This window comes from Pseudomonas sp. R28(2017) (genome assembly GCF_002112505.1).
Lineage (GTDB): Bacteria > Pseudomonadota > Gammaproteobacteria > Pseudomonadales > Pseudomonadaceae > Aquipseudomonas.
Window position 1 is genome coordinate 22,260 of the sequence record NZ_NEHW01000010.1, and the last position, 16,857, is coordinate 39,116.

General features: G+C 65.3%; 17 protein-coding genes. 8 read left to right on the forward strand and 9 right to left on the reverse strand.

The genetic code is table 11. The features are described from left to right. Window positions 1-19 precede the first annotated feature (19 nt). From dapE to CAF78_RS17995, 3 genes are read left to right on the forward strand one after another with little or no spacing between them, the layout of a single operon-like run. Window positions 20-1,171: a succinyl-diaminopimelate desuccinylase gene (gene dapE / locus CAF78_RS17985; protein ID WP_085673281.1), complete on the forward strand. Its 1,152-nt coding sequence runs from the start codon at window positions 20-22 to the stop codon at window positions 1,169-1,171. After that, the gene (locus CAF78_RS17990) at window positions 1,171-1,983 is read left to right on the forward strand and encodes a putative RNA methyltransferase (RefSeq protein WP_085673283.1); all 813 of its coding nucleotides are present in this window, start codon (window positions 1,171-1,173) and stop codon (window positions 1,981-1,983) included. Before dapE ends, CAF78_RS17990 begins: the two co-directional genes overlap by 1 nt. A 17-nt stretch (window positions 1,984-2,000) precedes the next feature. Further along, on the forward strand, window positions 2,001-2,378 hold the full coding sequence (locus tag CAF78_RS17995; protein ID WP_085673285.1) for a hypothetical protein: 378 nt from the start codon (window positions 2,001-2,003) through the stop codon (window positions 2,376-2,378). Between the two features lie 64 nt (window positions 2,379-2,442). Here the strand turns inward: CAF78_RS17995 and CAF78_RS18000 are convergent, their stop codons facing one another. Further along, on the reverse strand, window positions 2,443-2,652 hold the full coding sequence (locus CAF78_RS18000) for a cold-shock protein (RefSeq protein ID WP_003252255.1): 210 nt from the start codon (window positions 2,650-2,652) through the stop codon (window positions 2,443-2,445). Between the two features lie 231 nt (window positions 2,653-2,883). Between CAF78_RS18000 and plsB the strand changes: the two genes are divergently transcribed. The 3 genes from plsB to CAF78_RS18015 all read left to right on the forward strand — a co-directional run bounded on the left by plsB (window position 2,884) and on the right by CAF78_RS18015 (window position 6,564). Continuing rightward, entirely contained in the window at window positions 2,884-5,370 is a 2,487-nt protein-coding gene (gene plsB / locus CAF78_RS18005; RefSeq protein ID WP_085673287.1) for a glycerol-3-phosphate 1-O-acyltransferase PlsB, read from the forward strand. A 76-nt stretch (window positions 5,371-5,446) separates the two neighbouring features. Then, a complete protein-coding gene (locus tag CAF78_RS18010; protein WP_085673289.1) occupies window positions 5,447-5,845 on the forward strand; it encodes a YbaY family lipoprotein in 399 nt (132 codons plus the stop codon). A 32-nt stretch (window positions 5,846-5,877) separates the two neighbouring features. Further along, window positions 5,878-6,564 carry a DUF4197 domain-containing protein gene (locus CAF78_RS18015; protein ID WP_060512621.1) on the forward strand — a complete coding sequence of 229 codons (687 nt, stop codon included), beginning with the start codon at window positions 5,878-5,880 and terminating at the stop codon, window positions 6,562-6,564. 111 nt (window positions 6,565-6,675) lie between these two features. Here CAF78_RS18015 and CAF78_RS18020 read toward each other — a convergent pair whose 3' ends face one another. Continuing rightward, window positions 6,676-9,741 (reverse strand): efflux RND transporter permease subunit, encoded by a 3,066-nt coding sequence (locus CAF78_RS18020; RefSeq protein ID WP_085673291.1) that lies wholly within the window; start codon window positions 9,739-9,741, stop codon window positions 6,676-6,678. 6 nt (window positions 9,742-9,747) lie between these two features. Further along, the gene (locus tag CAF78_RS18025) at window positions 9,748-10,848 is read right to left on the reverse strand and encodes an efflux RND transporter periplasmic adaptor subunit (protein WP_085673293.1); all 1,101 of its coding nucleotides are present in this window, start codon (window positions 10,846-10,848) and stop codon (window positions 9,748-9,750) included. Between the two features lie 168 nt (window positions 10,849-11,016). Between CAF78_RS18025 and CAF78_RS18030 the strand changes: the two genes are divergently transcribed. Further along, a complete protein-coding gene (locus CAF78_RS18030; RefSeq protein WP_085673296.1) occupies window positions 11,017-11,658 on the forward strand; it encodes a TetR/AcrR family transcriptional regulator in 642 nt (213 codons plus the stop codon). A 99-nt stretch (window positions 11,659-11,757) separates the two neighbouring features. Here the strand turns inward: CAF78_RS18030 and CAF78_RS18035 are convergent, their stop codons facing one another. Further along, window positions 11,758-12,534: a class I SAM-dependent methyltransferase gene (locus CAF78_RS18035; protein WP_085674099.1), complete on the reverse strand. Its 777-nt coding sequence runs from the start codon at window positions 12,532-12,534 to the stop codon at window positions 11,758-11,760. 103 nt (window positions 12,535-12,637) lie between these two features. Between CAF78_RS18035 and CAF78_RS18040 the strand changes: the two genes are divergently transcribed. Continuing rightward, a complete protein-coding gene (locus CAF78_RS18040; RefSeq protein WP_085673298.1) occupies window positions 12,638-13,258 on the forward strand; it encodes an energy transducer TonB in 621 nt (206 codons plus the stop codon). Window positions 13,259-13,260: 2 nt separating this feature from the next. Here the strand turns inward: CAF78_RS18040 and CAF78_RS18045 are convergent, their stop codons facing one another. From CAF78_RS18045 to tsaB, 5 genes are all read right to left on the reverse strand, one after another. Then, complete coding sequence (locus CAF78_RS18045) at window positions 13,261-13,950, reverse strand: extensin family protein (RefSeq protein ID WP_085673300.1); 690 nt, start codon at window positions 13,948-13,950, stop codon at window positions 13,261-13,263. 6 nt (window positions 13,951-13,956) lie between these two features. Then, window positions 13,957-14,787 (reverse strand): oxaloacetate decarboxylase, encoded by an 831-nt coding sequence (locus tag CAF78_RS18050; RefSeq protein WP_085673302.1) that lies wholly within the window; start codon window positions 14,785-14,787, stop codon window positions 13,957-13,959. A 28-nt stretch (window positions 14,788-14,815) separates the two neighbouring features. After that, on the reverse strand, window positions 14,816-15,685 hold the full coding sequence (locus tag CAF78_RS18055; protein ID WP_085673304.1) for a DUF72 domain-containing protein: 870 nt from the start codon (window positions 15,683-15,685) through the stop codon (window positions 14,816-14,818). Window positions 15,686-15,688: 3 nt separating this feature from the next. Beyond that, complete coding sequence (locus CAF78_RS18060; protein ID WP_085673306.1) at window positions 15,689-15,976, reverse strand: hypothetical protein; 288 nt, start codon at window positions 15,974-15,976, stop codon at window positions 15,689-15,691. A gap of 131 nt (window positions 15,977-16,107) precedes the next feature. Next, complete coding sequence (tsaB, locus tag CAF78_RS18065) at window positions 16,108-16,782, reverse strand: tRNA (adenosine(37)-N6)-threonylcarbamoyltransferase complex dimerization subunit type 1 TsaB (protein WP_085673308.1); 675 nt, start codon at window positions 16,780-16,782, stop codon at window positions 16,108-16,110. Window positions 16,783-16,857 lie beyond the last annotated feature (75 nt).

Consider the following 16,857-nt stretch of genomic DNA (forward strand, 5'->3'; position numbering starts at 1 on the left):
CTTGCCCCCGGAGTTCCCCATGACGGCCCCTGCCGAGCTCTCGCCTACCCTTCAACTGGCCTGCGACCTGATCCGCCGCCCCTCGGTCACCCCCGTCGATGCCGACTGCCAGGCGCAGATGATGAACCGCCTGGGCGCCGTGGGCTTCCAGCTGGAGCCGATGCGCATTGAAGACGTCGACAACTTCTGGGCCACCCACGGTACCCAGGACGGTCCGGTACTGTGCTTCGCCGGCCACACCGACGTGGTCCCCACCGGCCCGGTGCAGCAGTGGCAGCACGAGCCGTTCGAAGCGCTGATCGATGCCGACGGCATGCTCTGCGGCCGCGGCGCCGCCGACATGAAAGGCAGCCTGGCCTCGATGGTGATCGCCAGTGAGCGTTTCGTGCAGGATTACCCGGGCCACCGCGGCAAGGTCGCCTTCCTGATCACCAGCGACGAGGAAGGCCCGGCCCACCACGGCACCAAGGCTGTGGTCGAGCGCCTGAAAGCGCGCAACGAGCGCCTGGACTGGTGCATCGTCGGCGAGCCATCGAGCACCACCCTGCTCGGTGACGTGGTCAAGAACGGCCGCCGCGGCTCGCTCGGCGCCAAGCTGACCGTACGCGGCAAGCAAGGCCACGTGGCCTACCCGCACCTGGCGCGCAACCCGATCCACCTGGCCGCCCCGGCCCTGGCCGAGCTGGCTGCCGAGCACTGGGACGAAGGCAATGCGTTCTTCCCGCCGACCAGCTTCCAGATCTCCAACCTCAACGCCGGCACCGGCGCCACCAACGTGGTCCCGGGCGAGCTGACCGCGCTGTTCAACTTCCGCTTCTCCACCGAGTCGACCGTCGAAGGCCTGCAGGCGCGGGTATCGGCGATCCTCGACAAGCATGAGCTGGACTGGTCGGTGGACTGGGCGCTGTCGGGCCTGCCGTTCCTCACCGAGCCGGGCGAACTGCTCGATGCCGTGGCAGCCAGCATCAAGGGCGTCACCGGCCGCGACACCCAGCCGTCGACCAGCGGCGGCACCTCCGATGGCCGCTTCATCGCCACCATGGGCACCCAGGTGGTCGAGCTCGGCCCGGTCAACGCCACCATCCACCAGGTCGACGAGCGGATCCTGGCCAGCGACCTCGACTTGCTGACCGAGATCTACTACCAGACCCTGGTCCGGTTGCTCGCCTGATGCTCGCCTGCCCCCTCTGCCAGGCTGCCCTGTCGCGGCTCGACAACGGTGTGGTGTGCCCGGCCGGCCACCGCTTCGACCGCGCCCGCCAGGGTTACCTGAACCTGCTGCCGGTGCAGCACAAGAACAGCCGTGACCCGGGCGACAACCAGGCCATGGTCGAAGCCCGCCGCGATTTCCTCGACGCCGGCCACTATGCCCCGGTGGCCCGCCGCCTGGCGGAACTGGCCGTCGAGCGCCAGCCCGGCGCCTGGCTGGATATCGGCTGCGGTGAGGGTTACTACACCGCACAGATCGCCCAGGCCCTGCCGGCTGCCGATGGCTATGCCCTGGACATCTCCCGAGAGGCGGTCAAGCGCGCCTGCCGCCGAGCGCCCGAGGTGACCTGGATGGTCGCCAGCATGGCCCGCGTGCCGCTGGCCGATGCCAGCTGCCAATTCATCGCCAGCGTGTTCAGCCCGCTCGACTGGGACGAAGCCAGGCGCCTGCTGAGCCCCGGCGGTGGCCTGATGCGCGTGGGCCCGACCAGCGGCCACCTGATGGAGCTGCGCGAAGTGCTCTACGATGAAGTGCGCCCCTACGCCGACGACAAGCACCTGGCCCTGGTGCCAGAGGGCATGGTCCACGCCCACAGCGAAACCCTCGAGTTTCGCCTGAGCCTGGCCGCACCCAAGGCCCGTGCCGACCTGCTGGCGATGACCCCGCACGGCTGGCGCGCCAGTGCCGAGAAGCGCGCCCGGGTGATCGACCAGCCCGAGCCCTTCGAGGTGACGGTTTCCATGCGTTATGACTATTTCGTGCGCCAGCACTGAGCACACCCGGAGCCCTTATGCGCCAACCCGATATCGAGATCTACCTGAAGGACGCCGACGTCGACCACAAGCAGATTGCCGAGTGGCTCAGCCAGGCGATCGGCCCGTGCAGCGAATGGAAGCAGAAAGGCCAGACCTTCAAATGCCAGGCCGGTAACATTCCGGTCACCTGGTTACCCAAAGCTGTAGGGAAATGGAACAGCCTGTACCTGGAAAGCGACCAGACTCCGTGGGCCGATGACGTCGCCTGCGCCCGCGCTGCGTTCGCCGCACTGAACGTCGAAGTGCGTTGTGCGCCGGGTGGCTGGGTCGAGGAAGACGGAGAAGAAGATGCTGATCGCTGGATCCGCATCAGCGCCGACGGTGAAGAGGAAATCACCTGGCGCACCAGCTGAAACCGGTTGCTTCAGGCTGCAAGTTACACGGTCAACTTGCAGCTTGAGGCTTACCACCAGAGGCTCAGAGCCCGACTACGTCCTCGGCTTGCAGGCCTTTCTGGCCCTGCACGCAGGCGTACTCCACCCGCTGCCCTTCGACCAGGGTACGATGCCCCTCACCGCGGATCGCCCGATAGTGGACGAACACATCCGCACCACCTTCGCGCTGAATGAAGCCATAACCTTTGGCATCGTTGAACCACTTAACATTCCCAGTCTCACGAGACGACATCTGAACTACTCCGGATTTTTATTGTGAAGATCGCCTTGTAGACACAGGGTGTCCTCCCTATGTCGACGCCGCTTGCCGAAATATCCTGCAAGTGGCAGGCCGAGTATATGACACAGAACAAAAAAATTTCATGACCGTCGCGCTATTTACCGAATTTTGCTGAACTTGCGCCGATACGGCAGACTAAATAGCTGTCCATTCTCAGAAATTCATACCCAGGGCACTCACCCCATGACCCGTTCCCCCCTGCGCCGCCTGATCTTCGGCGCCCTGCGTCGCCTGATGTACCTGTGGGTGCGCTCCGAGACCATCAACCAGTCGTCCCTGACCCTCCAGCTCGACCGCAGCCGCCCGGTGTTCTACGCCCTGCCCTCGCCGTCGCTCACCGACCTGGCAGTGCTTGACCGTGAATGCACCAAAGCGGGGCTGCCGCGCCCGGTGCTGCCGGTCGTGGTCGGCCCGTTGCACGAACCTGCCGCGTTCTTCTACCTGACGCCAGACCCTGACTGGCTCGGCCGCCACGACAAGCGCGGCGCGCCACCGACCCTGGAGCGCCTGGTCGCCGCCATCAGCCAGCACGCCGAGGAAGACGCGCAGATCATTCCGGTCAGCGTGTTCTGGGGGCAGACCCCGGCCAGTGAAAACAGCCCGTGGAAGTTGTTGTTCGCCGACAGCTGGGCCGTGACCGGGCGCCTGCGCCGGCTGCTGACCGTGCTGATCCTGGGGCGCAAGACCCGCGTGCAGTTCTCCGCGCCGATCCACCTGCGCGAACTGGTGCAACACAACAAAGGCCACGAGCGCACCGTGCGCATGGCCCAGCGCCTGATGCGCGTGCATTTCCGCAACCTCAAGACTGCCGTGATCGGCCCGGACCTCTCGCACCGGCGCAACCTGGTCAAGGGCCTGGTGCATGCCCCGCTTGTCCGCCAGGCCATTGCCGACGAAGCCCAGCGCGAGAACATGCCGGTGGCCAAGGCCGAAGCCCAGGCGTTGCGCTACGGCAACGAAATCGCTTCGGACTACACCTACACCGCGATCCGTTTCCTGGAAGTGGTGCTGAGCTGGTTCTGGAACAAGATCTACGACGGCATCAAGGTCAATCACATCGAGCAGGTGCAGGGCATCGCCCCGGGCCACGAAGTGATCTACGTACCCTGCCACCGCAGCCACATCGACTACCTGCTGCTGTCCTATTTGCTGTTCCGCAACGGCCTGACGCCGCCGCACATCGCCGCCGGCATCAACCTCAACATGCCGGTGATCGGCGGCCTGCTGCGCCGTGGCGGCGCCTTCTTCATGCGCCGCACGTTCAAGGGCAACCCGCTGTACACCGCCGTCTTCAACGAATACCTGCACACCTTGTTCACCAAGGGCTTCCCGGTCGAGTACTTCGTCGAAGGCGGCCGTTCGCGCACGGGGCGCATGCTGCAGCCACGCACCGGGATGCTGGCGATCACCCTGCGCAGCTTCCTGCGCTCGTCGCGCACGCCGATCGTGTTCGTGCCGGTGTACATCGGCTACGAGCGGGTGCTCGAGGGCCGTACCTACCTGGGCGAACTGCGTGGCGCGAGCAAGAAGAAGGAGTCGATCTTCGACATCTTCAAGGTCTTCGGCGCACTGAAGCAGCGCTTCGGCCAGGTCTACGTCAACTTCGGCGAGCCGATCCGCCTGGCCAGCTTCCTCGACGAGCAGCAACCCGGCTGGCGCGAGCAGGAACTGGGCCCGCAATTCCGCCCGGCCTGGCTGAACGCAGCCACCACCCGCCTGGGTGAAACCGTGGCCCGTCACCTCAACGAAGCGGCGGCGGTCAACCCGGTCAACCTGGTGGCCCTGGCACTGCTCTCCACCAGCCGCCTGGCGCTGGACGAGCGCGCCCTGACCCGTGTGCTGGACCTGTACCTGGCGTTACTGCGCCAGGTGCCTTATTCCGAGCACACCACCTTGCCCGAAGGTGACGGCCAGGCACTGATCGAGCACGTTCGCGGCATGGACCTGCTGGCCGAGCAGAAGGACGCCCTTGGCCGCATCCTCTACCTGGATGAAGCCAACGCGGTTCTGATGACCTACTACCGCAACAACGTCCTGCACATCTTCGCCCTGCCGGCGCTGCTGGCCAGCTTCTTCCTCAGCAGTTCGCGCATGAGCCGCGAATTGCTCGGCCAGTACGTACATGCGCTGTACCCGTACCTGCAGGCCGAGCTGTTCCTGCGCTGGACGCCTGCGCAACTGGACGAGGTGATCGACCAGTGGCTGGCAGCGCTGGTCGAACAGGGCCTGCTGCGCCACGAGAACGGCCTGTACATGCGCCCGGCGCCGAGCTCGCGCCCGTTCGTGCTGCTGACCTTGCTCGCCCGCACCATCACCCAGACCTTGCAGCGCTTCTACATGGCCACCTCGTTGCTGCTCAACAGCGGTCAGCACACCCTGAACGCCGAAGAACTGGAGGACCTGTGCGTGATGATGGCCCAGCGCCTGTCGATCCTGCATGGCCTGAACGCGCCGGAATTCTTCGACAAGACCTTGTTCCGCCACTTCATTCAGACCCTGGTCGAACAGGGTGTGCTACGCCCGGATGGCAACGGCAAGCTGGGTTACCACGACAAGCTCGGCGAACTGGCCGAAGGCGTGGCCAAGCGCGTGCTGTCTGCCGAGCTGCGCCTGTCGATCCGCCAGGTGGCGCTGCACCGTGAAGACTCGCTGGCCACCGCCGCGATCTGAGCCCCCATCTGCCAGGAAAATCCGCTAAAGTCCCTGGGGTTGGCCACAAGCCAGCGCCAAGGACACCGGAGATTCCATGAAAAAACTCTTTATGCTGTGTTGCGCATCCCTGCTTGCAGCCTGTTCCAGCCAAACCCCGCCCCACCAGGCCAGCCTGGATGTCGAAGTCTTCTACCTGCAGCGCATCGCCCTGCCACCGGCCGCCACCTTGAGCGTCGAGTTGCAGGATGTCTCGCTGATGGACGCCCCCGCCGTGACCCTGGCCCGCCAGGCCGGCCCGGTCAAAGGCAACGTACCGCTGCCGTTCCACCTCACTTATGACCCGCCCCAGGTCAAGCCCGGCCACCGCTATGCGGTGAGCGCGCGGATCGAACTGGACGGCAAGCTGCTGTTCATCAACACCGAACACCACGGTGTCGCACTCGACGGCAGCGACCAGCAGCCGGTACGGGTCAAAGTCGACCCGGTACGCTGAACCGGCCCCACTTCATCGATAAGGAAACACCCATGATTCGCGCCTCCCTGCGCTTCACTACCCTGTGCGCCGGCCTGCTGCTGTCGGCCAGTGCCCTGGCCCTGTCGCTTGGCGACCTGAGCCAGTCCGACGCCACTGGTGGCCTGAAGGACGCCCTCACCCAAGGCGCGCAGATTGCCGTCAAGCAATTGAGCACCCCTGGCGGTTTCAGCAACAACCCCGATGTGCGCATCGAACTGCCGGGCAACCTCGGCAAAGCCGCCAAGGCCATGAAGATGTTCGGCAAGGGTGACCAGGTCGACGCCCTGGAAACCAGCATGAACAAGGCCGCCGAGGCCGCCGTGCCGCAGGCCCAGGCGATCCTGGTGGACGCCGTGAAGAAGATGACCGTGACCGATGCCAAGGGCATCCTCAGCGGTGGCCAGGACTCGGCCACCCAGTACCTGAACAAAAGCAGCCGCGAGCAGATCCGCGCCAAGTTCCTGCCGATCGTCAAGCAGGCCACCGACAAGGTCGGCGTAGCCCAGCAGTACAACGCGTTTGCCGGCCAGGCCAAGGGCCTGGGGCTGATCAAGGATGACGCCAACATCGAGAACTACGTGACCGAGAAGGCGCTGGACGGGTTGTTCGAGATGATTGCCAAGCAGGAAGAGAGCATTCGCCAGAACCCGGCACAGGCCGCTACCAGCCTGGCCAAGAAAGTCTTCGGCGCGCTCTGAAGATTATTCTGCAGCCATTCGCGGGCAAGCCCGCTGCCACAGGGGATCAACTCAGGCCCTGTGGGAGCGGGCTTGCCCGCGAATGGAGGGCAAAGCCCTCCCCCGCGATCGTCAGCCTTTCCTCACCCTGAACCATGCCGCATACAAGGCCGGCAAGAACAACAGGGTCAACGCCGTGGCCACGATCAACCCGCCCATGATCGCCACCGCCATCGGCCCGTAGAACACACTCCGGGACAACGGAATCATCGCCAGCACCGCCGCCAGCGCGGTCAGCACGATCGGCCGGAAGCGCCGCACCGTGGCCTCGATGATCGCCTGCCAGCGGTCCAGCCCCGAGGCGATATCCTGCTCGATCTGGTCCACCAGGATCACCGAGTTGCGCATGATCATCCCCGCCAGGGCGATGGTGCCGAGCATGGCGACGAAGCCGAACGGCTGGCGGAACACCAGCAGGAACAAGGTCACGCCAATCAGCCCCAAAGGCGCGGTGAGGAACACCATCACCGTGCGCGAAAAGCTGCGCAGCTGGATCATCAGCAGGCTCAGCACCACCACGATGAACAGCGGCATGCCGGCGTTCACCGACTTCTGCCCGCGCTCCGAGTCCTCCACCGTGCCACCTACTTCCAGCAGGTAGCCATCCGGCAGTTTGGCCTTGATGTCCTGCAGCGTCGGCAAAATCTGCTTCACCAAGGTCGCCGGTTGCTCCTTGTCATAGATGTCGGCACGCACGGTCACCGTCGGCAGGCGATTGCGGTGCCAGATGATGCCTTCCTCGAAGCCATATTCCAGGGTTGCCACCTGCGACAGCGCCACACTCTGGCCGTTGCTGGTAGGTAGCGCCAGGCTGCCGAGGTTGGCCAGCTCGCCACGCTCCTGCTGGGTGCCACGCAGGAGGATCTCGATCAGTTCGTTGTCCTCGCGGTACTGGCTGACCGTGGTACCGGTCAGCGAGCTCTGCAGGAAGCTCGACAGCTGCGCGGTGCTCACGCCCAAGGCTCGCGCGCGGTCCTGATCGATCTCCAGGAACACCGCCTTGCTCGGCTCTTCCCAATCCAGGTGCACGTTGACCACATGCGGGTTCTCACGCACCTTGTCCGCCACTTCGCGGGCCAGGGCACGGGCCTTCTCGATATGCTCGCCGGTGACCCGGAACTGCACCGGGTAGCCCACGGGCGGGCCGTTTTCCAGGCGTGTGACGCGGGCGCGCAGGTCGGGGAACTGCTGGTCGACGGTGTCGATCAGCCAGCTGCGCAGGCGCTCGCGGTCCTCCATCGACTTGGCCAGCACCACGAACTGGGCAAAGCTGGCGGCCGGCAGTTGCTGGTCCAGCGGCAGGTAGAAGCGTGGCGAGCCGGTGCCCACATAGGCCACGTAGTTGTCGATGCCGTCCTGCTGCTTGAGCAACGCTTCCAGTTGCTTGACCCGCTCTGCGGTGTTGGCCAGCGAGGCGCCTTCGGCAAGTTTCAGGTCGACCATCAGCTCCGGGCGCCCCGAGGCCGGGAAGAACTGCTGGGGCACGAAGCGGAACAGCAGGATGCTGCCGACAAAGGCGGCAATGGTCAGCAGGATCACCGTCTTGCGCCGCCGCACGCACCACTCCACCACGCGCCGCACGCGCTGGTAGAACGGCGTGCCGTAAGGGTCTGGCGCCTGCCCGTCCTTGCCATGGCGGGCGGCATGCAGCCTGGCCAGGTCCGGCAGCAGCCGTTCGCCCAGGTAAGGCACGAAGACCACCGCCGCGACCCATGAGGTCAGCAAGGCGATGGTCACCACCTGGAAGATCGAGCGGGTGTACTCGCCGGTGCTCGATGCCGCCGTGGCAATCGGCAGGAAGCCCGCCGCCGTGATCAGCGTACCGGTGAGCATCGGGAAAGCGGTGCTGGTCCAGGCGTAACTGGCCGCCTTGAGGCGGTCGAAGCCCTGCTCCATCTTGATCGCCATCATCTCCACGGCAATGATCGCGTCGTCCACCAACAGGCCCAGCGCCAGCACCAGCGCCCCCAGCGAGATCTTGTGCAGGCCGATGCCGAAGTAGTGCATGGCGGCGAAGGTCATGGCCAGTACCAGGGGAATGGCCAGGGCCACCACCAGGCCGGTGCGCAGGCCGAGGGAGAAGAAACTCACCAGCAGCACGATCACCAGCGCCTCAACCAGCACCTGGACGAATTCGCCGACACCGGCCTTGACCGCGGCGGGCTGGTCAGACACCTTGCGCAGCTCCATGCCCGCCGGCAGGTTGCGCGCCAGGCGCTCGAACTCGCCCTCCAGCGCCTTGCCCAGCACCAGAATGTCGCCGCCATCCTTCATCGACACCGCCAGGCCGATGGCGTCCTCGCCCATGAAGCGCATACGTGGCGCGGGCGGGTCGTTGAAGCCACGGTGCACGTCGGCCACATCGCCGATGCGGAACGTACGATCGCCCACGCGGATGGGGAACTGACGGATCTGGTCAACGCTGTCGAAGCGCCCGCTCACCCGCAGTTGCAGGCGTTCACTGGGGGTTTCGAAGAAGCCGGCGGTACTGACCGCGTTCTGCTCGCGCAGCGCCTGCTGCACCGCCTCCAGTGGCACACCGAGGGTGGCGAGCTTGAGGTTGGACAGCTCGATCCAGATCTTCTCGTCCTGCAGGCCGATCAGTTCGACCTTGCCCACGTCCTTGACCCGCTGCAGCTGGATCTGGATACGGTCGGCGTAGTCCTTGAGCACCGCGTAATCGAAGCCGGCGCCGGTCAGCGCATAGATATTGCCGAAGGTGGTGCCGAATTCGTCGTTGAAGAACGGCCCCTGGATCTCCGGCGGCAAGGTATGCCGAATGTCCGCGACCTTCTTGCGGATCTGGTACCACAGCTCGGGGATGTCCTTGGAGTGCAGCGAATCACGGGCCATGAAGGTGACTTGCGATTCACCCGGGCGCGAGAACGAGACGATCTTCTCGTACTCGCCGGTTTCCATCAGCTTCTTCTCGATGCGTTCGGTGACCTGGCGCGAGACTTCCTCGGCCGTGGCCCCCGGCCACAAGGTACGGATGACCATGGCCTTGAAGGTGAACGGAGGGTCTTCACTCTGCCCCAGCTTGGTGTAGGACATGGCGCCAATGGCAGCCAGCAGAATCATCAGGAACAGCACGATCTGGCGGTTACGCAACGCCCACGCGGAAAGGTTGAAACCCATCGGGACTTACTCCTTGGCCGTCAGGTTCACCACGCGGTTGGTGCGGTCCACCGGCCGCACCGCCTGCCCCTCGCGCAGCACATGGCCACCCGCAGCGACCACCCAGTCGCCCGGCGCAAGGCCTTCGAGCACCGGCACGGTTTCACTGCCATACGGGCCCAGGCGCACCACGGCGCGCTCCAGGCGGCTGTCCTTGTTGACCCGCCAGACATAGGCCTGGCCGTTTTCCGCCGTGACGGCCGACAATGGCACCGCCAGCGGAATCACCCCACCATGGGCGATGAACACGCGCGCGCTCTGGCCGAGTTCGGCGGGCACCTTGGCCGAGGTGAAGGCAATCCGTGCGGCGAAGGTGCGTGAACGCGGGTCGGCTGCAGGTGACAGCTCGCGAATACGCCCCTGGAAGCGCTGGTTGGGGTGCGACCACAATTCGATGCTGACATCCTGGCCCACGGCAAAGCGGGCGAACTGCTGTTCAGGCAGACCGATGGCCACTTCACGCTCACCGTCGGCGGCAAGGGTGAACACGGTCTGCCCGGCCGCGACCACCTGGCCGACTTCCACCTGACGCTTGGCGATGACGCCCGCCTGCGGCGCACGCAACACGGCGTAATCCGCCTGGTTGCCAGCCACGTCGAATTCGGCCTTGGCCTGCTTCACGCGGGCAAGGCCTGCACGGTAGAGATTTTCCGCGTTGTCGTACTGGGAGTGGCTGACCATCTGCCGATCCAGCAGTTTCTGGTAGCGGTCACGCTCGGTGCGCACCAGCGACAGGTTGGCCTCGGCTGCCGCCAGTTGGGCGCGGTTGGCCTCCAGCTGCAGGTGCACGTCCTGCGGGTCGAGCTCGGCCAGCGGCTGCTCGGCCTTGACCCGCTGCCCCTCCTCGACCAGGCGCTTGCTGACCTTGCCGCCGATGCGGAAAGCCAGCTCCGGCTCGAAGCGCGCGCGCACTTCGCCAGGGTAACTGTCGGCAGCGGCTTCGGCCGGCTGCGGCTGGATCACCAGGGCCGGGCGCGGTGCGGCAGGCGCGGCGGCTTCCTGGCCGCAGGCTGCCAGCAACAGGGCGGCAGCGGCGGGCAGGGCGAGGGACAAGGCATGGCGCAACATGATGAATCCTTTCGCGAAGTGCACATCGAATATTTATACTGGCGAGTATATTAAGTCAGGGAACCGAGGCCGGGAAGCCAGCGTCGGAAAGAAAATCAACATTAACGAAGGTCGTGACCTGCAGCCGGGAGCCGTTCGAGCCGGTAAGATGGGCGCCCCTTCATCCAGATGCGGATTCCAATGTCCAACGACGCACCCAACGGCCCGGGCCGGCCCAAGGACCTGGCCAAGCGCGAGGCCATCCTCGAAGCCGCCAAGGCCCTGTTCCTCAGCCTTGGCTATGCCAACACCAGCATGGATGCGGTCGCTGCGGCGGCAGGTGTTTCAAAGCTCACGGTCTACAGCCACTTCACCGACAAGCAGACGCTGTTCGGCTCGGCGGTCATGGCGACCTGCCAGAACCAGTTGCCCGACCTGATGTTCGAGTACCCCGAGGGGGCGCCAGTGGAAGATGTGCTGCTGAATATCGGCCGCAGCTTCCAGGCGCTGATCAGCAGCGACGAGGCAGTCAAGCTCAGCCGCCTGATCATGGCGCTGGGCAGCCAGGATCCAGGGTTTGGCGAGTACTTCTATGAAGCTGGGCCGAAGCGCGTGCTGGCGGGGATGGAAGCGCTGTTGCGCGGGATCGACGAGCGTGGATTGCTGCGCATCGACAACCCCCTGCACGCGGCGGAACATTTTTTCTGCCTGGTCAAGGGCGCGCCGGATTACCGCTTGCTGCTGGGCTGTGCCGGGCCGCTCGAAGGGGAAGAAGCCGAGGCGCATGTGCGCGAAGTGGTCGGGTTGTTCATTCGGGCTTTCAAGGCCTGAGTCAGCCTGTGATGGCCTCTCGCGGCTAAAGCCGCTCCTACAGGTACGCCGCGATCCCTGTAGGAGCGGCTTTAGCCGCGAAGAGGCCGGTGCAGCTGGTCAGGCCTTCAAGGCTTTCTTCGGGTAGATGTCATACCGGCTCGACTTGCCTTCCATGCTATGGCTCGGCTTCGGCCCTTCAATGATCGGCGCCTTGCGCGGCCGCTTCACCACCACCCGGTGACTGGCCAATGCCAGCGCTGCCTCCAGCAATGCAGGCGCATCCAGGTCATCGCCCACCAGCGGCCGAAACACGCGCATTTCCTTTTTAACCAACGCGCTCTTGTCACGGTGCGGAAACATCGGGTCGAGGTAGATCACCTGCGGCGCCTCGCCTTCCCAACTGCGCATACGCTCAATGGCATTGCCGGTCAGCAGGCGCATGCGCCCGACAATCGGCACCACCTCTTCATCGAGGCGGGCTCGTGCCAGACCATCTTCCAACAACGCGGCAATCAACGGCTGACGTTCGATCAACGTCATCTGGCAGCCCAGGCTGGCCAGCACGAACGCATCCTTGCCCAGCCCCGCCGTGGCATCCAGCACCTGCGGTCGCACACCCTGGGCAATACCCACGGCCTTGGCAATCATTTGCCCGTTGCCACCGCCAAACTGGCGCCGGTGCGCGGCCTGGCCGTCCACGAAGTCCACCCGCACTGGCCCCGGTGCCTGCGGACCCAACTGCTGGATCTGCAAGCCGTCGGCGCCCACCTGCACGGCAAACCCGGCTGCGTCGTCCTGCAGCGGCAGCGCCAGGCGCTCGGCCCATGCGGCAGCTTGCGCCTCGAATTCAGCCGACAGCGCCTCGACCCGGATACCTGTGCCCTGCTCTTCCATCATTCACACCTAAAAATTGAACCATGCCCCTCATGTATCGGCCGCCACGGCCGATACAGGCAATATCCCGCTATTCTGCCAGAGCACAGCGCGCACGACTGCCATGACAGATACTCTTCCCATCGGTTTGACCTACTTGTCGCCTGTCGGCAACTACGGTCGGCAGAATACCCAGGCACTCGGGGGCGTCAGCCACCTGTGGCAGGATTTCTTTGCCCGCGCGATGGCCGAACAGCAAGCGGAGGAACCCGACAGCGTCAGCCAGGCCATGGTCCAGTATGACCAGGCCAGCGGCGAGCCGATCGGCGGGGCCAAGGCCCTGGCGATGATCGAAACCCAGCGCGCCTGCCCGGTGCAGGACACCATCGTCGCACCCCCCGAGCCCTTGTTCCTGCCCAAGGCCGAGCTCGAGGCCAACCTGCTGGAGCCGGCGCCGGAGCCGTTCAGCGTCGCCGAAATGATCCAGCAGCAGCGCCAGCTCGATATCAGCAACACCTGGCTGCGCCCGGTCGTGATGAGCCAGGGCCACCCGCTCCCCGAGCCAGGCCCGGGCCCCTCCCCCCGCCCGCTGCACCTGCCGATCGCCGAATTCGAGATGAACCTGCTCGACCCCGCGCCAACGCCGTACGACGAGGCGACCAAGGCCAAGCAGCAGAACGACCTGGAATTCGACATGCACTGGGCCCGCCCGGTGGTGCTGAACAACGTTCGCGCGCACGCCTGAGATCAGCGGCAGACCTGCCAACGCCCCATGTCCAGGTGAAAGTGATTGTGGTGGGCGGCGTTGTAGTCCGGCCCCAGCACTGTACTGAAACTGTCGCAGGCCGCTTGCCGAACCTGCCTCAGAAATTCGCCCTTCTGCCCACCCGCCTGCCAGTCCCGCGCCAGCACGATGCGCTGACCGTCCTGCAGGCGAAAGCCGCTGATATCCAGCGCATTGGCCGTAGCGTGCTGGCTCAGACGCCCTTGCTTGCGGTTGTACACATTGCGGCAGGCAAAGCTGCCCAGGTGATCCACCTGCGCAACAGGCTGGCCGAATACCCGCTGCGCAGCCGCTTGCAGCCCATGCTGCTCGAACAGCGCATACGCCACTGCCAATGGGCAACTGGCAAGGAAGCTGCTGTTCAGCCGGGCTTGCCCCTGCTCGATGCGCCATACGTTCTGCAGCGGGCAGCTGGCCGATGCCGGGCTGTCGGCTTGCGCCCGGTAACGCAGGCCGGAAGTCTCCAGCGTCTGGCGGCACAAGCCGGGGTCGTTGCGCAGCCGCGACAGCTTGTAGGTTGTCAGCCAGTTGGCCGGCTGGCGCACATCCAGCGTCGCCCAGGGGTTCCAGGCGTCGGGCAGGCGCCAGCCGAACTGCCAGGCCAGCCCCGCCGTCAGCAACAGCAGGCCGCACAACAGCATCAGCGCGCGCATGGCGCCTCAGCGGCGGAACAGGTCGTTGAGCTGGGCGAACGGCAATGCCTGCTCGCCATAGCTGAACGTACCTTGATCACGAATTTCCAGAGCCGCACGCTGCAATGCCCCCAGCGCAGCACGTGCCAGTGAAGAACCAACGCTGATGCGGCGCACGCCCAGGTCCTGCAGCTGGTTGACGCTTAATGGCACACCGGCCAGACCCATCAGCACGTTGACCGGCTTCGGCGCCACGGCCTGCACCACCGCACGTACCTCATCGACACTGCGCAGCCCCGGCGCATAGAGCACATCGGCCCCCGCCTCGGCGAAGGCCTGCAGACGCAGGATGGTGTCGTCCAGGTCCATGCGCCCGTGCAGCAGGTTTTCCGCACGGGCACACAAGGTGAACGGGAATGGCAGGCTGCGAGCGGCCTGCACCGCGGCACGGACCCGCGCCACGGCCAGGTCGAAGTCATAGATCGGCGCCTCGACGCGGCCGCTGGCGTCTTCGATCGAACCGCCGACCAGCCCCGTTTCAGCGGCACGCAGGATGGCCTGTGCGCAGTCTTCCGGCAGGTCGCCGAAACCGTTTTCCAGGTCGGCGGCCACTGGCAAGGGCGTGGCATCGACGATCACCCCGGCATTGTCCAGGGTTTCATCCAGGCTCAGGGCGCCTTCGGCATCCGGCCGCCCAAGGCTGAAGGCCAGGCCCGCGCTGGTGGTGGCCAACGCTTCGAAGCCGAGGCTGGCCAGCAGCTTGGCGGAACCGGCATCCCAGGGGTTGGGGATGACGAACGCGCCGTCACGCTCGTGCAGTGCCTTGAAGGCTTCGGCTCGCAGGGTCTGTACATCCATGGTCACAATCTCCGGGGTCAGGGAATGGTCAGAGTAGCCCCAGTTGTTCGACCTCGGGGGCACGCGGCAATTCAGGCAAAGGTGCCAAGCCGGGCAGGCGGGCCATCAGCCGCTGGTGGAAGCGCTGAGCCAGCGCGGCGGCCTGGCGGTTGTCGGACGTGTGCAGGAACACATAGGGGCTGCGCCCTTCCTCGATCCACGCGGCGACCTTGTCGACCCAGGGGGTAAGGAAGGTTTCGTTGGCCGCAAGCTGCGGATGGCCGATGAAGCGCACCTGCGGGTACTGGCTGAAGGCAGCGGGGCGCGGGGGCACCTTGGGCTTTTTCGACTGCGCGTGCAGCACGGCGGGGTCACGAGAGGTGCAACTGAACAGGGCGCGGGGGTCGAGGCAGATGCGCTCCACACCGCGCTCGTGCAGCAGGCGGTTGAGCAGCCGCTCTTCCTCGCCCTTGGCGAAGAACGCCGGGTTGCGCACCTCCACGGCCACCGGCACGCCGATTTCGTCGAGGAAGTGGCACAGCTCGCCGAGCCGTGCCGGGCCGAACTGGGCTGACAGCTGCAGCCAGTAAGGCGATACACGCTGGCCCAGTGGCGCCATCAGGCGGGTGAAATCAAAGGCAGGCTCAAGCTGATCACGCAGGTCTCCCTCATGGCTGATGTCCCCGGGAAACTTGGCCGTGAAACGAAAGTGCGGGGGCATGATCTGCGCCCAGCGCGCGATGGTGCCGGGTGCGGGGCGCGCATAGAACGTGGTATTGCCCTCGACGGCGTTGAACACCTGGCTGTAGTAGCCAAGCATCTCACCGGTGCTGGCGTCGGCGGGATACAGGTAGTCGCGCCAAGCGTTTTCGCTCCAGGACGGACAACCCACAAAATAAGGCAGGGGTGAAGGATTCATCCTTCAAATGTACAGGTCGAGCCCCAGTACTTCCATGTCCCAATCGGTAAAGCCGGCCGTGCTGAGGTAGCTGGCCAATGCCGTGGCGGTGCGCCGGTCTCGGGCGCGAGGGAACACCATGTCCTGCTGGCGGGCCGGCAAGCCTGCCGGACGACGACGGGCAGCCGTTTCCTGGGTGACTTCGCTCTCTTCGATCAGCTCGGCATCGTCGACGCTCTCGTCGCGCACCGCTGCCTTGCGCGGCGTGCGCTTGATCGGGTAGGACTGCGATGAGAAACCGTCGATACGCATGACGTGAGCACTCAGGACCAATGATGGCAATTTAGCAGCATCAGGGATCCGTCGCTAATGCTCGAGTGATAACTGGACCACAGTTTGCGCCGAAGGTTTTATCGTCAACCGCGATAACCGACGAACAGCACTCAGCGCGCCTTGGGCGTGGCTACATTATCGCGCAAGTAAACCGGTTGCGCCTGTTCGGCGACAATGGCCTCGCCACGTGCCCAGGCAAAGCTGGCCAGGCTGAGGATGTCCAGCGCATTGGGCAGTGCCGCAGGGTTGCTGGCGCTGGCCTGCACGGCCAGGCGCTCGGCATAGCCCCAGCCGGTGCCGGCGCCGAACCAGTCACCGCTGCTGCCTTCAGGCAGGGCCACGCGCTCCGGCGGCAGCACTGCCTCCAGCCCCTGCAGGCGCATCTCGCCGGCTTCGGCCTGGTAGCAAGCCCAGTACACTTCATCCATGCGCGCATCGATGGCGGCTGCCACCTGTTGCACACCGTGCTCACGCAGCGCGCCCTGGGCCAGTGCGGCCAGGTTGGACACCGGCAGCACCGGGCGCTCCAGCGCAAACGCCAGGCCCTGCACCACGCCGATGGCGATGCGCACACCGGTGAATGCGCCCGGGCCGCGGCCGAAGGCGATGGCATCCAGTGCATTCAGCGCCACGCCGGATTCCGCCAGCAGCTGCTTGATCATCGGCAGCAGCTTCTGCGCATGCATGCGCGGGATCACCTCGTAATGGCTGGTTACCTTGCCGTCATGCAGCAGCGCGACGGAACAGGCTTCGGTGGCGGTATCCAGGGCCAGCAGGGTGGTCATCGAACGGGTATCCAGGTACTAGGGAAAAGAGCGGCAGTATAAACGACAACGGCCCGCAAGCGGGCCGTCGTGACG

Coding starts and splice junctions, on each gene's coding strand:
- CAF78_RS18020 (WP_085673291.1), bottom strand. CDS start 9,741: ATGGGTTTCAACCTTTCCGCGTGGGCGTTGCGTAACCGCCAGATCGTG.
- CAF78_RS18035 (WP_085674099.1), bottom strand. CDS start 12,534: ATGGAAGAGCAGGGCACAGGTATCCGGGTCGAGGCGCTGTCGGCTGAA.
- CAF78_RS18030 (WP_085673296.1), top strand. CDS start 11,017: ATGCGGATTCCAATGTCCAACGACGCACCCAACGGCCCGGGCCGGCCC.
- CAF78_RS18055 (WP_085673304.1), bottom strand. CDS start 15,685: ATGAATCCTTCACCCCTGCCTTATTTTGTGGGTTGTCCGTCCTGGAGC.
- dapE (WP_085673281.1), top strand. CDS start 20: ATGACGGCCCCTGCCGAGCTCTCGCCTACCCTTCAACTGGCCTGCGAC.
- CAF78_RS18050 (WP_085673302.1), bottom strand. CDS start 14,787: ATGGATGTACAGACCCTGCGAGCCGAAGCCTTCAAGGCACTGCACGAG.
- CAF78_RS18015 (WP_060512621.1), top strand. CDS start 5,878: ATGATTCGCGCCTCCCTGCGCTTCACTACCCTGTGCGCCGGCCTGCTG.
- CAF78_RS18010 (WP_085673289.1), top strand. CDS start 5,447: ATGAAAAAACTCTTTATGCTGTGTTGCGCATCCCTGCTTGCAGCCTGT.
- CAF78_RS18025 (WP_085673293.1), bottom strand. CDS start 10,848: ATGTTGCGCCATGCCTTGTCCCTCGCCCTGCCCGCCGCTGCCGCCCTG.
- CAF78_RS18060 (WP_085673306.1), bottom strand. CDS start 15,976: ATGCGTATCGACGGTTTCTCATCGCAGTCCTACCCGATCAAGCGCACG.
- tsaB (WP_085673308.1), bottom strand. CDS start 16,782: ATGACCACCCTGCTGGCCCTGGATACCGCCACCGAAGCCTGTTCCGTC.
- CAF78_RS18040 (WP_085673298.1), top strand. CDS start 12,638: ATGACAGATACTCTTCCCATCGGTTTGACCTACTTGTCGCCTGTCGGC.
- CAF78_RS18000 (WP_003252255.1), bottom strand. CDS start 2,652: ATGTCGTCTCGTGAGACTGGGAATGTTAAGTGGTTCAACGATGCCAAA.
- CAF78_RS17995 (WP_085673285.1), top strand. CDS start 2,001: ATGCGCCAACCCGATATCGAGATCTACCTGAAGGACGCCGACGTCGAC.
- plsB (WP_085673287.1), top strand. CDS start 2,884: ATGACCCGTTCCCCCCTGCGCCGCCTGATCTTCGGCGCCCTGCGTCGC.
- CAF78_RS18045 (WP_085673300.1), bottom strand. CDS start 13,950: ATGCGCGCGCTGATGCTGTTGTGCGGCCTGCTGTTGCTGACGGCGGGG.
- CAF78_RS17990 (WP_085673283.1), top strand. CDS start 1,171: ATGCTCGCCTGCCCCCTCTGCCAGGCTGCCCTGTCGCGGCTCGACAAC.